The 16,579-nt window shown below is 50.3% G+C and carries 16 protein-coding genes; 9 read left to right on the forward strand and 7 right to left on the reverse strand.

Annotated features, from left to right (window positions below; genetic code table 11):
* Window positions 1-175: 175 nt before the first annotated feature.
* A complete protein-coding gene (locus VJ464_25840; GenBank protein HKQ08570.1) occupies window positions 176-3,562 on the reverse strand; it encodes a type IV secretion system DNA-binding domain-containing protein in 3,387 nt (1,128 codons plus the stop codon).
* A gap of 128 nt (window positions 3,563-3,690) precedes the next feature.
* Entirely contained in the window at window positions 3,691-4,017 is a 327-nt protein-coding gene (locus VJ464_25845) for a hypothetical protein (protein HKQ08571.1), read from the reverse strand.
* Window positions 4,018-4,203: 186 nt separating this feature from the next.
* Between VJ464_25845 and VJ464_25850 the strand changes: the two genes are divergently transcribed.
* The 4 genes from VJ464_25850 (at window position 4,204) to VJ464_25865 (ending at window position 6,767) form a co-directional block, all read left to right on the forward strand.
* Window positions 4,204-5,055 carry a hypothetical protein gene (locus tag VJ464_25850; GenBank protein HKQ08572.1) on the forward strand — a complete coding sequence of 284 codons (852 nt, stop codon included), beginning with the start codon at window positions 4,204-4,206 and terminating at the stop codon, window positions 5,053-5,055.
* 20 nt (window positions 5,056-5,075) lie between these two features.
* Window positions 5,076-5,216 (forward strand): hypothetical protein, encoded by a 141-nt coding sequence (locus VJ464_25855; protein HKQ08573.1) that lies wholly within the window; start codon window positions 5,076-5,078, stop codon window positions 5,214-5,216.
* Between the two features lie 218 nt (window positions 5,217-5,434).
* Window positions 5,435-5,629 (forward strand): helix-turn-helix domain-containing protein, encoded by a 195-nt coding sequence (locus tag VJ464_25860; GenBank protein HKQ08574.1) that lies wholly within the window; start codon window positions 5,435-5,437, stop codon window positions 5,627-5,629.
* 64 nt (window positions 5,630-5,693) lie between these two features.
* The gene (locus VJ464_25865; GenBank protein HKQ08575.1) at window positions 5,694-6,767 is read left to right on the forward strand and encodes a tyrosine-type recombinase/integrase; all 1,074 of its coding nucleotides are present in this window, start codon (window positions 5,694-5,696) and stop codon (window positions 6,765-6,767) included.
* Between the two features lie 318 nt (window positions 6,768-7,085).
* On the opposite strand, the gene VJ464_25870 is transcribed toward VJ464_25865, so the two are convergent.
* A complete protein-coding gene (locus VJ464_25870; protein HKQ08576.1) occupies window positions 7,086-8,264 on the reverse strand; it encodes a toll/interleukin-1 receptor domain-containing protein in 1,179 nt (392 codons plus the stop codon).
* 165 nt (window positions 8,265-8,429) lie between these two features.
* On the opposite strand from VJ464_25870, the gene VJ464_25875 reads away from it, so the two are divergent.
* The 4 genes from VJ464_25875 to VJ464_25890 all read left to right on the forward strand — a co-directional run bounded on the left by VJ464_25875 (window position 8,430) and on the right by VJ464_25890 (window position 12,697).
* Window positions 8,430-8,825, forward strand: a complete 396-nt coding sequence (locus VJ464_25875; protein ID HKQ08577.1) for a hypothetical protein — start codon at window positions 8,430-8,432, stop codon at window positions 8,823-8,825.
* Window positions 8,826-8,985: 160 nt separating this feature from the next.
* Window positions 8,986-9,732: a hypothetical protein gene (locus VJ464_25880; GenBank protein ID HKQ08578.1), complete on the forward strand. Its 747-nt coding sequence runs from the start codon at window positions 8,986-8,988 to the stop codon at window positions 9,730-9,732.
* A 24-nt stretch (window positions 9,733-9,756) separates the two neighbouring features.
* Window positions 9,757-10,512 carry a hypothetical protein gene (locus VJ464_25885; protein HKQ08579.1) on the forward strand — a complete coding sequence of 252 codons (756 nt, stop codon included), beginning with the start codon at window positions 9,757-9,759 and terminating at the stop codon, window positions 10,510-10,512.
* Window positions 10,513-10,696: 184 nt separating this feature from the next.
* Window positions 10,697-12,697 carry a hypothetical protein gene (locus VJ464_25890; GenBank protein HKQ08580.1) on the forward strand — a complete coding sequence of 667 codons (2,001 nt, stop codon included), beginning with the start codon at window positions 10,697-10,699 and terminating at the stop codon, window positions 12,695-12,697.
* A 291-nt stretch (window positions 12,698-12,988) separates the two neighbouring features.
* Here VJ464_25890 and VJ464_25895 read toward each other — a convergent pair whose 3' ends face one another.
* The 4 genes from VJ464_25895 to VJ464_25910 all read right to left on the reverse strand — a co-directional run bounded on the left by VJ464_25895 (window position 12,989) and on the right by VJ464_25910 (window position 15,124).
* Window positions 12,989-13,384 (reverse strand): DUF4430 domain-containing protein, encoded by a 396-nt coding sequence (locus tag VJ464_25895; GenBank protein HKQ08581.1) that lies wholly within the window; start codon window positions 13,382-13,384, stop codon window positions 12,989-12,991.
* A gap of 142 nt (window positions 13,385-13,526) precedes the next feature.
* Entirely contained in the window at window positions 13,527-13,964 is a 438-nt protein-coding gene (locus tag VJ464_25900; protein ID HKQ08582.1) for a hypothetical protein, read from the reverse strand.
* Between the two features lie 24 nt (window positions 13,965-13,988).
* Window positions 13,989-14,657 carry an ATP-binding protein gene (locus tag VJ464_25905; GenBank protein ID HKQ08583.1) on the reverse strand — a complete coding sequence of 223 codons (669 nt, stop codon included), beginning with the start codon at window positions 14,655-14,657 and terminating at the stop codon, window positions 13,989-13,991.
* A gap of 311 nt (window positions 14,658-14,968) precedes the next feature.
* The gene (locus VJ464_25910; GenBank protein ID HKQ08584.1) at window positions 14,969-15,124 is read right to left on the reverse strand and encodes a hypothetical protein; all 156 of its coding nucleotides are present in this window, start codon (window positions 15,122-15,124) and stop codon (window positions 14,969-14,971) included.
* Between the two features lie 486 nt (window positions 15,125-15,610).
* On the opposite strand from VJ464_25910, the gene VJ464_25915 reads away from it, so the two are divergent.
* The coding region (locus VJ464_25915; protein HKQ08585.1) for a hypothetical protein at window positions 15,611-16,579 on the forward strand (969 nt) is incomplete at its 3' end.

Consider the following 16,579-nt stretch of genomic DNA (forward strand, 5'->3'; position numbering starts at 1 on the left):
AGTCAGTTATCACTCGCGAGTCTGCAACTGTTGCAAATTTGGTCGCTTGCACTCACTTATCAATCTTAATTTTATTCTCTGAATAGCCCGCTCGCTCCGCTCGCACTTTCCCCGCCGGCTGTGGATATAAACGCCTTGTCATCAAGCGTCATAAATTCGTTGATGACTGCACAGACTATGCGTGTAGCTCCTGCTGCCTTGATAAACTGCCGCACCTTTCTTTGGTATTGAACACAAACACCACGAGAGAATCCTTGGCCAATAAATCATAGCGCGACACTTTTTTTAGCAGCTCTGCAATACCTTCTGTGCCGGCGTCATACTCCCAAAATGTTTTGGTCTGCGATCCGTCATCATTCAAAAATGAAACCGCCAGATCGGGCGTGAGGCCGGGGAGCTGCGGGAAGAAATTGACCTCGGCCAGTTCGTAATCGCTCGCCAAAATTTTGGCAAATAAATCGCGGATTGAATAATTGTGCGTGGTTGGATTGGGCTGCCGCCCGGTGTAGTAGATTTTTTCTTTGCCAAAATTTTGAAACTTGACCCGCTTGGTTTCGAGTAGGGCTTTCAGGTCGCGGCTGGCGTTTGACTTGCGCGATTCTTCTTTGACGTGCGAGTAGCAAAGCTGGTGAATCTGCGGGGTGGCCAGCCACTCGGCCTGGCTGACGTAGTGCAAGATTCTGTCGCCCTGGTTTGCAAACTCTTTGGGCAGCGCCCTAGCTGGCCGCGTCGGGTAGTGGATCGCCGGCGCTACGGCTTGGGGAGCAGGGGAGTGGCCGACTGCCGGCGCGTCGTAGCTGATCGGCGTGGTGGCGTAGTTCTCGCGGGTGTATTCGATAATCTGCTTGGCGTGGCTTTCAGGCTTCGGCGGCCGCGCGAGGGTCTGGAGCATAAAGGTGTCTTTGCTCTGGGTCGAGGGCTTACACAGGGCTTCGTGGCTGGCCGTGTTCAGGTTGGTTACGTCAGTTGGCTCGTATTGGCCTAATTCTGGCCGTAGGGCCTGCGCGTCTGCCGGATACGACTGAAACATCACAATCGTCCCTATGTTGGCCAGGATCGCGTTTTTGGTGCGCTCGTCGAGCTGGGAAATGTACTGGTGGGCCAGGGTCAGGCAGAGCTTGTATTTTCGGGCTTCGCTTAAAATTTTCTCAAAGGCGCTCGTGGTGAAGTTCTGGAACTCATCAACGTAGAGATAGTACGGGTCTCGTGCTTCTTTGGGCATCGCGGCGCGGCGCATAATCGCGAGCTGGAGCTGGGAGACAATGAGCGAGCCTAAGAGCTGCGCCGTGTCCTCTCCGATTTGCCCCTTTGAGATATTGACCAACAGGATTTTCTTATTCTGGATCACGTCAAAAAAATTGAGGCTCGAATCGGGCTGGCCAAGGATGCCGGTCAGGGTAGGGGAGAGTGAAAACTTGCTCATCCGGTTTAGGATCGGCTGGGCTGCGTCTTTGGGGTAATTAGGATATTCAAGCGCCCAAAAATCGCGCAGCATCCGGTTGTTTGATGAAGCGGCCACCTGCTGCCGGTAGTCCGGGTTTTGGAGCAAGGTTTTGAGGTCGAGGAACGTGGCGCCCTCGGCCCGCAGTAGCGAATGGAAGCTATAGCGCAAAATGTTTTCCATTCGCTCGCCCCACGATTCACTCAACCGCTTAAAGGTGATGAGCAGGTCATCGGCCAATAGCCCGATTTCATCCTCGTCCTGGGCGTTCAAGATGTTTAAGCCTATCGGGTGTTCTTTGTCGGCAGTGTTGAAGTAAATCGTATCTTCGATGCGTTCCTGGGGGATGTAGCGCAGCACTTCTTCAACCAAGTCGCCGTGTGGATCAATGACGGCCACACCATTGCCGCGCTCGATGTCCTGCCGGATGCAGTTAAAGAGCAGGGTAGATTTGCCAGTCCCAGATTTGCCCACTACATAGGCGTGGCGGTCGCGCACTGAATCAGGAATGGTAACGGTCTTGGTTTGGCCGCGTGCGGTGGACGTGCCAATAACAACGCCTTTTTTGGTGTAGAGGTCGGGCGGCAGCTTGGCTTTCATTTGGGCAGTCTCCAACAAATCACATTGGACAGTCTTATCCGGGAAGTGGGCAAAGGTAACTAATTCAGCAGTGTTCACAATTCCCCAAGGGCTTGTACGTTGGTCTTTGGATGGTAGCCGTTTGGTCTCTAAAATGGTCCACTGTTTTTGTAGGGCCTCAAATTGCTTAAGGAAGGTTGTTTTGATTGCCTCTAATGTCGCTGGCTGGCTGGCAAAAACACGCAGGCCCGCTAACCAGGCAGGCTGGATTTTTTCCAGGGGCTTCAATGCTCGGTCAGAAACACTTTCGGCCTTAGCAAAATCAATGAACATCCGAATCGTTTTTTTATCGAGTGGTGCAAAGCAAAATTGTACACTGGTGTAGTCGTGTGGAGCGGTGTCAGCAAGAATGGTAAAGAGCTGCTGGTTAGGGTCAATCGTAAAATCCGTGCTCGTTTTGAAGCTTTCGGTAGAAGAATAAGGGTAGGCATCAAAGGAATAAAGCGGCGCGGTGGTTACTGCATTAGGAAGCTCCGCTATTGTAAACGAAGGGAAATATAATTGGAGCTGGCGCTCAATGAAGTTGTGGTCTTGAGCGGCGCACATCAATTGGAAATAAATGCTTCCTTGGTGGCTGACGATCTCAAAGAGAATAGGACGTGGAATCTCTCGCAGGCTATCTAAAAATTGACGCATCACCGCTGGCCGTGAATCAAGGGCCGGGGTGATTTTGAGCCACACCACGTGCTCTGGTAAGTCCCTGGAGGGCAGGGAAGCTTCGTGAAGCATTGAGTGTGATACTGAGTATGATGGAGCACCAATATATATTTGATCATTATCATAAGAGCGGCGGCGCGAAAACATTTCTTTTTCTTCGGTGTCGCTGATGAACGCACTGAGCCAATTACACAATAAATAGCGCCGGTGAAATAGGGTCATCTCGTCGGGGGTCATTCCTTCGACTACTTCAAGCGGTGGTATATAAGAATGGTGCTTAGATATATCCTTTAGGTCTTTTTCATCTGCTGTCCATCTCATTTCGGGGTTCCGATCCCAAATACTCTTTTTCTTCATTACTGCCTTATACAGTGCATAGGGGTCGCGGTTTAACCATTGCCCTCGGTTGTTTTCTACTAATGCGGGCAAACTTCCGTCTTCAAATTCTTGCTCGATCTGCTTAATGGTCTCGGCATCAGCACTGACAAAGTAGACCAGGTACAGTTCAAATTCATTTTCAACATAACGCTTATTGGGAAGTCTCTGCACTCTAAACATTAGGTGCGGCGGCAGGGCAAAGGTGGGGAAAAACAAGAACGTGGCTGTGCCGGTCCAAGATTTTCCGTCAGCGCTTTGTGTGTATGTATCTTTCCGTATAACCGCGTCAGTTTTTATTTCAGGGATCGGGATTCCGAGCGCCCGAAGCCGCTCGGCTTCTCCTTCTAGCAACGCTTCTAACTTAGCTGAGCATCGCTCTAAAGCTGGATATTGAGGTTTGGCAGGTTCAGGCGGAGGCGATTTAAAAAGCTTCTTAAAGATGCCCACGTTGTTTAACCTCGATCAGAAATTCTGGCCGAGTATTATATGTCATACTCCGCGATTGGAAAGCGCAAACAAAAAGAGCAGGGGAGTGGCCCTTGCTCTTTTTCGTCGGGTTCCTTGCAGGGTGATTGTTAGTGCGCTGGTTTGTTCTCCTGGATGTATTGCTCAAGAGTGCCTAGCGCCCGCTTATAATCCTCATAGGCATCTTGATCCGGGGGCAGTAGGGAAGCGGTCTGACCTTCCGGTAAGAGTTCCTCATAATCATCAGCAAGCATAAAGTTGAGGGCAATAATTGCCGCTTCGATATTCTTGCTGTTTTGGCCCGTGAGATGTTCTCGAAACCTCGATACATTAAATAAGGCTTCTAGCGCCTTTGCATAATACTCGTGGGCTGCTTCGCCTTCTTCCGGTACTTGGCCGTAGTCGGCAGGCGCGGGCCGGTTATATTCGGTAAGCATAGGGTGGCGAGTTATCTGATATGCAATGCTTCTTTGATCTTCTGCATATCGGCTTCTAGGGTCTTGACCCGGTTCGTCACGTCAAGCGTTTCCTTGAGGTATTGGCGTTCTTCGTCGAAGCTCTGGTTAATGATGCGGGCTATAGCACTCCGTCATGTTAGCTGTCCGTGTGATCGTGTAGATGAGTTGATTTCGACAAGAGCGAAAGAGGAAATAGATGATTACAAACAGCTACGTCTAAATTATGCTTTGAAGGTAACAGGGTATGATGATCTCCTATATGTCTCTCGACTGAGCGTTCCAAATAGGAGTCATATAAAGCTGGGTAAAATGCAGCACTCTGTGGGGCCTTCTCAACTTGTAAAAAGCATTCTTACACCCAAAGCAGCAGACACTATTACCCAATCAATTTGCACTTCAACCAATGGGGAAATAACCTTTGAGCTTTTTGTTCTCTATGAAAGCGATGATTCAAGACATCTTTCTGAGTTGTGTTTTTATGCAGTAGAACCAATCAAATTTATCAGCAGTAAAGTCGATCCCGAGAGCCATCTGCAAGCAATAGTAACCTGTGCTGATGATTTTGGAAATTCATATGCGTATCGGGCAGAGTGGAACAGCGTGCGTCGCCTTCAAAAAGGACAAGATTTGCTCGCGGTAACCAAGCGCATCTGGAATACTCAGCACCGATTCATCTTAGAATATGAGTCTATAACTCAAGAGAGCAGCACTGCTTTTAAGAAGATTGCTGTGAACAACCTTCGCACAATAGAGAGTAGATTTATCTTGACTGCGGCGGAGGAGTTACTTTCATTGCTTCCGCAGGAGGGAACCGAATATCCAATTAGTCAGTTGACTGTTGGGCAACACGTTGTCCACCCGGATTATGGCCCAGGAATACTAGAAGGCTTTGAAGATTCAAATCACGTAAGTGTAGCTCGCTTCCACTTCTCCGGGCGAAGGTATGACAACGGAAGTATTCTTATTCCAACTACCCAAAGCCTGCCGGCATATTGGAGCGATGTCATGCTTTTTTAAATTTCTCTAGGAATTGCTGTATGGCAAATGTAATTCTGAATTTGCCACTTTTTGTAGATGTGCTGCTGATTGTTCTTGTCGAGCTATCCAAGCTCAATCCGTTTGGCAAGCTGCCCGAGGAAATCGACCAGGAATATGGAGCATTTCCATTGGTGGATTAACTTGAGCTTAATTCCCGCTTATTCAAGCCAAGTTTATGCCGGGAGCTATCAATATAATCGTTGGTTAATCCCTTTCTTGTAAGCCATTTGACAGATTCTGTCTGCATGCTAGCATGCGCCATGACAACGGTCCGACCCGTTGCCCCAAATCATTAATCCTACGTCATTGCCTGACTTCTGGCAGGCTTCCCTCCGACGTTTAAACAAGGAACACCACAATGGATAATCAGCTCACCCTACCCCAATTCCTCACCGTAGAGGAAGTGGCCCAACTCCTGCGGGTCTCGCCGCGCTCGGTCTATGACTGGGTGTCCCAGGGCACGATCCCCCATCGCAAGGCAGGACGCCGGACTATCTTTTTAGCCGACGATGTCCTGGTCTGGACGCAAAATAATTCTCGCAACGCCTCATGAAGTTCATGTATATTGGAGTCAACTTCCTTGCATGGTCAGTGGCTATGACTGGAAAGGAAGTGTCATGGCTGTAAGAAAGATCGGTCAGCGGTGGTATTACGACTTCCGCATCCGGAGGTCAAGATACCGGGGAGTGATCCCCGAGGCCCGCACGAAAGCGCAGGCCGAGACCGCAGAAGTCAGGATCAGAAATCAGGTCTTTGACAGAAAGTACAACACGCAGGCGGATACGCTGACGCTTGCCGAATTCATCGAGAATGTTTACTTGCCCTGGGCGCGGCTCAACAAGAGACGCCCAATAAATGACGAGCTCTACTGCAAAACGTTCAGGGAGTTCTTCGGCAAGAAAACATTCGCGCAAATCTCTCCTCTCCTAATTGAAAGATTCAAGAAGGAGCGGCGGGAGTCGCTGACAATTCACGGCAAGCAAAGGAGCCCTGCTTCGGTGAACAGGGAGCTTGAAGTATTGTCCAGAATCCTCTCGATGGCTGTGGACAACGGCATTATCGAGAGCAACCCTGCACGAAAGGTCAAGAAGCTCAGGCTGGACAATATGCGAAAACGCTACCTGACGCTAGAAGAAGAGCAGAGGTTGTTTGCCGTCCTCACCGGCAGGCGATCCCACTTAAAGCCTGTGGTGGTGTTGGCCATCCACACGGGAATGCGCAGAGGCGAGCTATTGGGTTTGAGGTGGCAGAACGTGGACTTCGCACGAGGGCTGATCTATGTGACCAACACAAAGACCGGCCACGACAGGGAGGTGCCGATGAATTCTCTAGTTCGTGAAACGCTGCTGGAACTGCAACGCGCCGGAGGAGAACACGAGTATGTGTTCACCAACTCGAAGACAGGGATCAACCTGTCGGAAGTCAAGCGAGGGTTTACGAGCGCTTGCAGGGACGCCGAGATTAACGACCTGAGATTTCACGATCTAAGGCACACCACCGGCACTAGGCTGGCCGACGCAGGAACAGATGCGTTTGCGATTGCCGAGGTGCTGGGCCACAGAAGCCTCCAGACCACCAAGCGGTACACACATGCCACAGATCTCAGGAAAATGAGGGCGGTGGAAGCGCTGGCAAGCTACTCTGAGCAGAGTGGTCAAAAGATGGTCAAAACAGAAGAAGGGGCAGCCTGATGACCGCCCCTAATTCCTTGAAAATATTGGTTGCGGGGGCAGGATTTGAACCTGCGACCTTTGGGTTATGAGCATAAGAACCTTTTGGCCCGTATTCTGTTTTCAACAGTTTATCCCACCTGATGCCACCCCATTTCAGCCCATTTAGGACGGTTTTGTTACCTAAACTGTTACCTAAAACGATGCCGATGGTGTCGCAACGGTATGCGTATTTTCTGGCCCGTATCCTTCGCGTGATTGAGTAGCGCACGCCGGAGGACGAGCCTCAGAGCCGGGGCTTGGGCCGGCGCTCGATTCCTCAGTGAGTCGGGCGCTTTTTTACTTGTAGAAGAGATTCAAGCCTTCCAATAGCTTGCCAAACATCCTTTGAAAGTAAACATCATCCTGCCAATTCGAGAAGTCGAGAATATTGTACTCCATGATCTGCTCGCGCAATCGCTCAGGCCAGCGGCAGGTCTTCCAGCTATCGTCTAAGGCGACGGGACAGAGTGCATCTTTGCCGGTCTTCTTTTCCTTTTCCCGCGCTTTCCTGGCTTCATGCTCTACCCAGTCGCTAGAGGTCGAATGTTCTGATAGGACGAGCAAGACAACATCGTTCAGATAGATGGCTGCATCGATCTGACGTTCGAGCCGCCCGGCGACGGCATGATGCACGTCACGCCAGAAGCGGATACCTTGCTTGGTGAGATGCTTTTCAATCGTATCTACAAATGCAACATCGTTGTGACTGTAGGAGATGAATAGCGGGCTGATTTGAATAGCTTGCAGCACCCGAAGATCATGGGTTTTGTATTGAATGTTGTTGATTTCCTCGTTGCTCAAATCAGGATTATATAATTTCGCGCTCTCTATTTCCCAATCACTTAAACCGCAGCCGCGCAGGAACGATTCGGAAATTTGACCCTTTGATTTGACAAGTGTATTGGTGCTGATATGTGAAGGGCCTACAGGTTCGACCACTTCTAGTCCTCTGGTACAGGAAAGATCGTTATTAGCAAAAGTCGTCCCGTCGATTGTAGCACCAGCTAGTTTTGCATCTCGCAAGCCTGCGCTGCTGAGGTCTGCGCCGCTTAGGTCGGCATCGCGGAGGTCAGCGTCGCTGAGGTCTGCTTGGCGGAGGTCTGCGCCGCTGAGGTTTTGGCTACTAAAGTTCCTGCCGCTGAGGTTTACGCCGATGAGGGTTGCCTGGCTGAGGTTTGCGCCGATGAGAGTTGCGCCACTAAGGTCTGCGTCAACGAGGTTTGCGCCACTGAGGTCTGGCGTTATCTTAGGATTCTTTCTCCTCCATCTATTCCACACCTCTATGCTTTGCTTGAGTATGTCGAGATGCTTTTGATTGGCCATTACTGTGAACCTCAATGAACGGGCGGCGCTAATGTAATCAGCGGCACTTTGGTTGTCAATGAGAATCAGTTCATTTTGGTGCAGGCCATTGATAATCGTGCTACAATCGCAGCAGGTCGAACGCAGATTCGACAGACTCTCAGGCTCAAACAATCGCTACCAATCCGGCTCAACAAATTCTTGCTACTAACGTGCGCGCAACCCTGCGCTGGGGAACAAGACAAGTGGGGCCTTGCGGCTGCCAGAGTTACGACAGCCTAAGGAATGGCGGCGCGTGGTTGATGCTGACGAGCGACGAACCGCGCCGGATGAAATGAAATGAAAGAAAATGGAAACCATACGGCAGATTCTTTGACCCCGAAGCAGACGCGGGCGCTGCTGGCGCTGCTCGAACATCCGACGCTAAAAGACGCGGCGGCGGCGGTTGGTATTGGCGAAACTACCCTGTGGCGCTGGTCACAAGAGCTGTCCTTCAAGGCCGCTTATATGGACGCGCGCCGCGAAGCCGTCAGGCAATCCATTGCTCATTTGCAGAGCGCGACCGGCGAGGCGGTGACTTGCTTGCGCGACGTGATGAAAAGCACAAAGGCCAGCGACGCGGCGAAAGTGTCAGCGGCGCGGGCCGTCTTGGAGTTGTCTATAAAAGCGGTCGAAGTCGAAGACCTGGCCGAACGGCTGGCGGCGCTCGAAAAGGTGATGGGGGATAAGAAATGAGCATCAAGAACAGAGTGCAAAAGCTAGAGCAGCAGGCCCGCGACTCCAAACCAGACCCGCGAACAGTCGAGATGGTTCTGCCCTGGCCTGGCAGTGGCAATATCAGGCTGAAGGTCTCGCCGGACTTAATTGAGAAGATTGAAAGAATCTACGGGGCGAGATGAGCAGGAGCCTACTAAAGAAAGTCACCGCGCTTGAGGATGAACTATGGGCGAAGGCGCAGCACTTTGAAGTGCCCGGCGTCGGCGAATTCCTTGACGTTCTCGATGCGGTGACACCGCTTGATATACCGATCTATAACGTGTGGATCAGTGACGACGCGGCGGCCCTGGAAAGAGACGGGCGGGCGGGAAAACTGGAAGCGGCGCAGCCGCCGATCCATCCCGCATTTTTGCCCGACGAGCCGCGCGCCTACAGGCGTCAGCAGTGGGCGCTGCACCACAGCCAAGAATACCGCGAGTTATCACAGGCGCAGATGGCGGCCTTCGCCGCGCACGTCCGCGCGACTTACGACTTGTCCGGCGGCGCGTTGGCAATCGCCCTGTGCGCGTTCAGCGCCGATTTAGACAAGCTGACGGCGGTTCAAGCCTACGTGGGCTTTCCGCTCACGCGCGAAGAAATGGCCGATAGCTTAGTTCGTCTGTGGGCGCGATTGGAGCGTGAGAGAGAAGCTCATCCCGACGAAGGCCATGATGAATTGTGGCTGCGCGCGACCCTTGCCATCGGACAAGAAGTGTACGGGCGAACCATGACCGGCGATGATGTGAAAGCCGAATGGGAAATGTGGCGGCAAGTGACCGCTGACATGGAAGCGGGCCGACCTGCCGGCGAGGTCGCCGCGCAACTCCGTGCCATCTGTGAACAGTACCCGCGCCGCGTCACCGTCGGCTCATTCAAGGGGCTTTAGTTCGGCAACATCGGAGAAAAGCGAATGACATTGGCGTTAGGAAAGAGGGTAAAGAGCCTGGAGGCCGAATTCTGGGCAAAGGCTGAGAGCATAAAGCCGTCTTACCAGAATGGATTGCTCCGCTTCCGCGAACTAGCCGACCCGATAGATGGTGTGATCTTTGGCAGGTGGCTTGTGGCGAACGATGACATGGGACGTAGGCTTGACCGGGCGAATGGGGTAAAAGACAGCCTGCCGCCGGTTCACCCGTCTTTTCTCCCTGGCAAGAGGGAAGCACTCAGGCGACACCAATGGGCCTACCACAACAGCCGCGAGTTTTGCGAGCTGAGCCAAACGGTTTTTGATTTGTTCCTGGCCTACGTTCGGGCGACCTTCGATATGACGGGCGGCTTGCTCAAGCTCGCGCTTCAGGTTTTCAAAGCCGACATAGACCAATGGCAGGCAGAGCGGGAATACTTCGGGCATCCGGCGAGCCGCGAGGATTTGGCACAGGAGACGGTGAGCGTGTGGCGCTGTTTCAGCCGGCTGGCTAAAGAGAGTGTGCCGGAGTACAACGAAAGCCTGCGCGAGCCGCTATGGCGACAAGCGGGCATCGAAGCCACGCGCGAACTTTATTGCCGCGAGATGACGGCGGCTGATTATGACCTTGACGCAAAAATGTGGGAACAGCTCAGAAAGGACATGGCGGTGGGGTTACCGGCGAGCGAGTCTGAGGCTGCCCGCTACTGGCGCGACCTGTTTGAACGCTACCCAAGAAAAGCCATAGGTAGCCAGCCGTAAAATGGCCCGCCGTGCGCCAGGATTGCATGGTGAGCGTTCGGACGTTCTACGCCTCGCCTGATATACAAATCGCCTCACACGGCCAAAGCAGCGCGCACGGCGATGGCTATTATCGGCTGGAATGTACCATGTCTGCGGATAGTAGAGAATCCGGGCTTTCTCATGTATGCTAAAATGCGATGGGTTGGCTAATATCTCAATCCTACAGATAACGGTTCGGGAACCAGCTTACTACGCCGCCCATCTAATTGCTATGGCATCTACACCTTTCAGTGACTATTTGGAATATCTTGGCTTTTCGGAAGGCCAGAACCCTTTTGTCAGCGTAAATGCACGGGATGAGCGCGCAGTTCTTGAAGGCTATTTCGTCCCTCCTCCTTATTTTGAAACGCTGTGGGGCTCTCCATTAGAGCCTAACAGTGCAGTGATAACAGCACCGACCGGCGGAGGAAAAACAGCTCTGGCTGTGATGATTGATGAACGAGCAAGTTCATTGGAGCTGTTACCTGATGGGCGTTTTCCCGTGCTAGTCGTTTTATATGATGATTTCAGTCACTTAGGTCTTCACGGGAGTAAACAGGGGCTAGAGGATCATTTTGCAGCCCTAAACTATTTACTTGCGATTCATGCTCTTTCCAATGTCGCGTTGTCTGATATTCCACACATGCGCATATCTCCAGAGGAACGCGGCTTTTTACGATACTGCTTTGCAAAATACATAGGAGGACGAGCCCATGCAGAAGTCACTCAGGACCTTGAAAAAATTCGGACTCCTTGGGAAAGATTTCAAAGAACTACGGATAAAGTTGTCAAAGCTCTGCCCTTAATTTCTACAATAGCACAACTGTTAGAACTGGGAGTTGAAAGGCTTGAGCACGCAGTCAAATTTGCGGAAGCCATAATAAGAATTAGAGAAGAAACTAGGAGTTTTGAAGCAACTCCTGAAGTTGATTTTTATCGTCTGATCGAATTTCTATCACAATACTTTGGTTCTGTGTATATCCTCGTAGACAGAGTTGATGAGACTCCTTGGACGCAAAGGGATGCAGAAGCCACATACAATCTCATTCATCCTCTAGTTGCCAACTTAAACCTCTTAGATCGTCCAGAACGTCGCTATGCTTTTAAGTTCTTCCTATGGGATGGAGTTAAACAATTCTACCGACAATATGCCAGAGATGATCGGATATTCATCAGGGACCTTGATTGGAATCCAGAGCAACTCGTCGAAATGCTTGATAAGCGAGTAAGCGCCTTTTCAGATGAAAAGGTGAAGTCTGTTCAGGAGCTATTTGAGCCGGATCTGTCATTTACTTCAGTTATGCCGGTATCTGAAATGCTATCACTCTTCGCTGGCACATCTCCCCGAAGTATGGTGACGTTGTGCAAATATATGGTGGAGGAGGAATTGAATTTTATTCAAACTGGAGATGGTAAGTTCAAGAAAATCGGAGAGAGAGCAGTCATAGAGGGACTAAATAAATTCGCTAGTGAGGTTGCTCATAGGTTGATCCTTGACGATAAAGCTCGCAGGGAAATCACATCAATTGGACGTGTAGTATTCACATCGAAAAGCTTGAATAGTGATGTCTTTCGTGGGCAAACACCTCAATCAGTTCAGAGTAAGGTGGGTAAATGGAAACGCTTTGAGGTATTTAAGACAATCGATAATGAAATCACGGGCACACGTGGATTCCCAACAGAGATTCAAGCATTTACTGAGCCTTGCGTCGCATATTTAGCATCAGGACTCCCGTTGAAGGACTTTCTAGCTAGCAAGGTTAGACGATGCTCCAACTGTGGAACGATCTTGCTTCGTGATTTCGAGAGAGGCGGAAACTTTAAGTGCGGCGAATGCCTTACTAACTTTGAACTCCCAAAACTTACGACTGAAGACCAAGAAATGCGGCAGGCTACAATCAACAAATTGGCTCGCGAGGTGACCAAGAATGTCGCTGATCCTTTGGATATACGTGCGCTTTGCAAAGCGGCAAACGTACCTTTTGGTGATAGCAGTTTCACAGGCCAGCCTTTCTTGATATGGCTACGAACGATTCAAGTTTTAGAAGAAAGCGATATAAGAACTCTTAAAACATTACTTGAAGTGCTGGATGGCGCGTTGCCTAAAGATTCACGCGCCAAAGAACTACTTGATGAGTTTTATTACAATTTGCCAGAGGAGTAGGGAGCATATTCAGTGTGAAGATTGTCATCCATTTCACCTTATGAGTTGAAGGATAGTAGTGCAGCGCGTTTCCTTGTCCTCAGTGCGTTCGGGCCTCCCTGCGACACGTCCAGCGCGCAAATCGCTGCACCTAGCTTAAATGGGGTTCAGGGGGCATCGCTGTAGCACTCACCAAAGAGCAAAACGGCAGACCGCGCACTCGCCAAAGAGCCGATGTGCGGCTCTGCCCGGTCATCACGATGATGAATGAAAGACTGATCGCGGAAGTGTCGCCGCTCAGGTAAGAATGTCTTATTGCTTCGCTCTCAGGCGCGCTTTGTACTTTGCCCCGACAGTCGAACTTGTATGGGTTGTAGGATCATATACCTGCAACTCGAAGGTAACTGTATCGCCCGCGTTCAGGATCGTATTATCAATCCCTGTTTGTGCTGGCTGACCATTGACCATGAACTCCCAGAAGTAGAAAGGATCTGCGGATGACATAAAGCTCTCATATGTTTCGTTGATCATCAGGACGAGATAACCAAACTGACTCCCGAAATACTGAAGCGAATATGTAAACTCGCCAGGAGAACCTTGTGCGTTAAACGCTGCTTCAATAGCCTGTTGAGCGTTCATTCCTGAAGTCCATGGAACGATTATAGTTGGCCCATTGCTTACCTCGACAGTCACCGTATTTCCAGTCATTTTCTTCTCCTTCTTCAAAAGTCGTTAATTGTTTCCGGTTGGTAAACCTTGTCTCCCACCAGTGTGAAATGGGATTCTTACAAGGGATTACTCAAAATGATAATTTCTGATACTACTGTTGAGAATACTCATCCGCGTCATTTTAAGTACTCTTATAAGCCATTAAGGTCAACCCAACTTCTTCTTCGACCGTTTGCAGTCGCTCGAACTGTTCTTCAGATAGCGGAGCTGGTTGCGCTGTCTGTTCCGGCACAATATATTTATCCCTTGATTCTGGCTGAGCAAGCTCATAAGCGACTAAGACATATCCCAGTTGCTTTTCGAGCGATTGCATTCGCTTTAGTTGCTTTCCTGATGGTTTGGCTAATTGCAGTTGTGCCGCCGATTCATAAGCCACCAAAGTCACACCCAGTTCTTTTTCCATAAAGTGCAAACGCAGGGCCTGCTCTTCCGATAGCGGAGCTAGTTGTGTTTCCGGCTGTAATGCTACGACCTGAAACCCTAATTCCGTTTCAAGCTCGTGGATCTTTCTCTCCCGCACCTTATCCAATTGTGCGGTTTTCATCTGAGAGTTACTCATTTTTCATCTCCTTTCAAGTTGGGGTTAATTATCTAACAACAGATCGCAAAAATAAAATGATTCCCTTAGTACCACTTCGCCTAACTTGCATTTTACTCGCTCTCGAAATACCGGTCCATCGAAAACAAAAGTGTGAAACTCTCCATTCTCACCACAGGGATCAACACCTGTGGGAAGCTGATCGAGAAAATTCTCATCGAGAGTCCTTCCTACGAATGACTTGTCGAGAATTGCTGAGTCAACGCAAACAACATACGCGTTGAAGCCTAAATCCAAGAACCTCCTGACGTGATCATGGGTATTCTTTAGCATTAACGGAAAGCAGCCCTTCATCCCCACCTTTTTGAAAGTGGCCATCCTTCGTTTTTCAACAAATATGTCTCCGGTAGCTGCGACATTAGTGCCTTCTCTTTTATTCTTGAGAAGCGCTTCTTCAATCACAGATTCATATTCGTCCATTGTTGCCCTCTTGGGGATATAGGTCTTATAGAGATTTAATCCCAGGCAGGCAGCTTGACACTCCAGCAGAGACCTGTGCACTCCATGACCGCTAATTCTATCGTAACCCTCAGTTAACGTGGTCAACAGACCTGTAGTGCGGTATCCGCAATATCGCTGATTTGTACTAATTTCATAAAGTGCCATAGCGCTATCTTTTCCTCCACTCCAATAAATCAATATGTTTTTATCCATGCCCTACCTCCTAGAAATCATTTGTTTGACTGGCCGGCATCAGAGAATGCCAAGACTTCCTGATTCCTTGCATTCGTTTCTACGGCTTTCCTCCGCGCATGACAAGAAGATGTCTAAAAGCATCTTCCGATAGATGCTTTTATCTGCATCTTTATACCTTCGATAATTCCCACTTCCCTTCAGGCCCAATGGCCCGCCATTGTATGTCAAACAACCTAGCAATGGAATAGCGAAATGGGCTGGCTTGTGGCGTTTGGCAGATGCTCAGGGTATAAGTGAGCGGGCCGTGCTCTTCACACGGCTCAACTCCTTCATTCATCCGCTTGTGTCTCATCCTCTTCGGATGCTGCCCGCTCCGGCATGTGCTTCTCGGTAGTTTCGCGCAGAATGTCGGCAGCATCCCTCATAGCAATCACTTCATAGCGGCCCGCAAAGAGCTTCAACGCCAGCCACGCAGGAATCAACACTTTCTGGTATTCACAAACTCTACTTACGACTTTGGCAGCCAGCCTTCGCGCCGGTGACTACTGCGTCAACTCTCCCGCTATGCCTTCGGGCGACACGTCCAGAGCGCAAACCGCCACCAGAAGCATGAGTGCCGAAAACCCCAGCCATCATCTCAATGTTACGCTATCTGCCCCACCTCTGTAGCTTCCGGCTTGCATTCTCTGTGCGTTTGGCTACAATGGCGCAGACAAATATTAGGCTGCCACAAGAGCAGCAGGGCGCATTCGCTTTTTCTTAACTTTTAGGCTTTCAGTCTAAGCCACAGTAGTACCGCAACCAGAGCGATTCCCCACTTAGCTGTATCGTCGGTCGGAGTTTGATTCAATGGCAAACCCCTTACGCCACATTCGCCGGGATAATCTTCGAGGCATCCCGGCGTGCCGCATTCGCAGTAGTTATCTCCTGCCTGCGAATGTCCCGCTAACACAGGAAAGGACAGGCACAGCATGAGCAAACAGATGCCGAACAGTCTTTTCATAGTCTCTCCTTTCGGAACCGAACAAGCGGGATTGTATCAGGACTTACTCAGAGGACTATCGAGTTATGAACAGTTCGGGAATAGGCTGATTCAACTAGCGGAACACGCCCATGCCTTTCGCCAATTCGACAGACTAAAAGAAATTGGCGAGATACTTTCTAACTTCCCCATCAAGTCTTATCAGTCAATCGGCTATTACTACCTGGCAGTCTCTTATAACCGCTGTGGCAACGGCGACCTTGAAAAAGCCAAAGGGCTGTTTACGCTTGCGGCAGACACCGCGCCGCCACTGTTTAGCGCAAGGGCGATTCTGTCATTAGCTGCGGTGTCGGCTCACTTGAAGAAACTCGACGCTGAACTCTACTACTTCACCGAAACATTAAAGGCTTCTAAAGATATAGCTACGAGCCTGATTGCTTATCTAGGTATTGCCGTTCATAAATCAAGGGAAGGCTATCATAAGCAAGCCCTGGCAGACCTTGAGAACATCTTGCCGGTCATCAAGTACGCGCCCGCACACACCTACTTTGACATTCTCAATAGCTACGCCGTCGAGCTAGGCGAAGTGGGCCGCAAGGATGAAGCGAGAAATATCATGCGGGTAGTTCTTGCCTCACCTTTGGCGGTCGCTTATCCTATGTGGCGCGAGACAGCAGAAGAATTGCGCGGGGCAGATCGCTCAACCGTTACCGTCAGTGCATCGCACTATAACATACTGACCATGCCAGAGCGTGAAGCGAGCGAGCAACGCGCATTTGAGCCGAGGCCAGCGCGAGTCTTGGACTTGGCAAAATGGAAAAAGAAGATGGCCAAGAAAGCCAAAGACAAACAGACGGAGCAATTTCTGGAAGACATGAGCTTGCAAGATATGGGCTTCAAGTTGCTCGGACTCATCAGCGACAACCGCATGGACGAAGACCAGATGCGGATTATTTTA

Source organism: Blastocatellia bacterium, from assembly GCA_035275065.1.
Classification (GTDB): domain Bacteria; phylum Acidobacteriota; class Blastocatellia; order UBA7656; family UBA7656; genus DATENM01.

Coding starts and splice junctions, on each gene's coding strand:
- VJ464_25860 (HKQ08574.1), top strand. CDS start 5,435: ATGGATAATCAGCTCACCCTACCCCAATTCCTCACCGTAGAGGAAGTG.
- VJ464_25885 (HKQ08579.1), top strand. CDS start 9,757: ATGACATTGGCGTTAGGAAAGAGGGTAAAGAGCCTGGAGGCCGAATTC.
- VJ464_25905 (HKQ08583.1), bottom strand. CDS start 14,657: ATGGATAAAAACATATTGATTTATTGGAGTGGAGGAAAAGATAGCGCT.
- VJ464_25865 (HKQ08575.1), top strand. CDS start 5,694: ATGGCTGTAAGAAAGATCGGTCAGCGGTGGTATTACGACTTCCGCATC.
- VJ464_25880 (HKQ08578.1), top strand. CDS start 8,986: ATGAGCAGGAGCCTACTAAAGAAAGTCACCGCGCTTGAGGATGAACTA.
- VJ464_25845 (HKQ08571.1), bottom strand. CDS start 4,017: ATGCTTACCGAATATAACCGGCCCGCGCCTGCCGACTACGGCCAAGTA.
- VJ464_25895 (HKQ08581.1), bottom strand. CDS start 13,384: ATGACTGGAAATACGGTGACTGTCGAGGTAAGCAATGGGCCAACTATA.
- VJ464_25875 (HKQ08577.1), top strand. CDS start 8,430: ATGAAAGAAAATGGAAACCATACGGCAGATTCTTTGACCCCGAAGCAG.
- VJ464_25855 (HKQ08573.1), top strand. CDS start 5,076: ATGGCAAATGTAATTCTGAATTTGCCACTTTTTGTAGATGTGCTGCTG.
- VJ464_25900 (HKQ08582.1), bottom strand. CDS start 13,964: ATGAGTAACTCTCAGATGAAAACCGCACAATTGGATAAGGTGCGGGAG.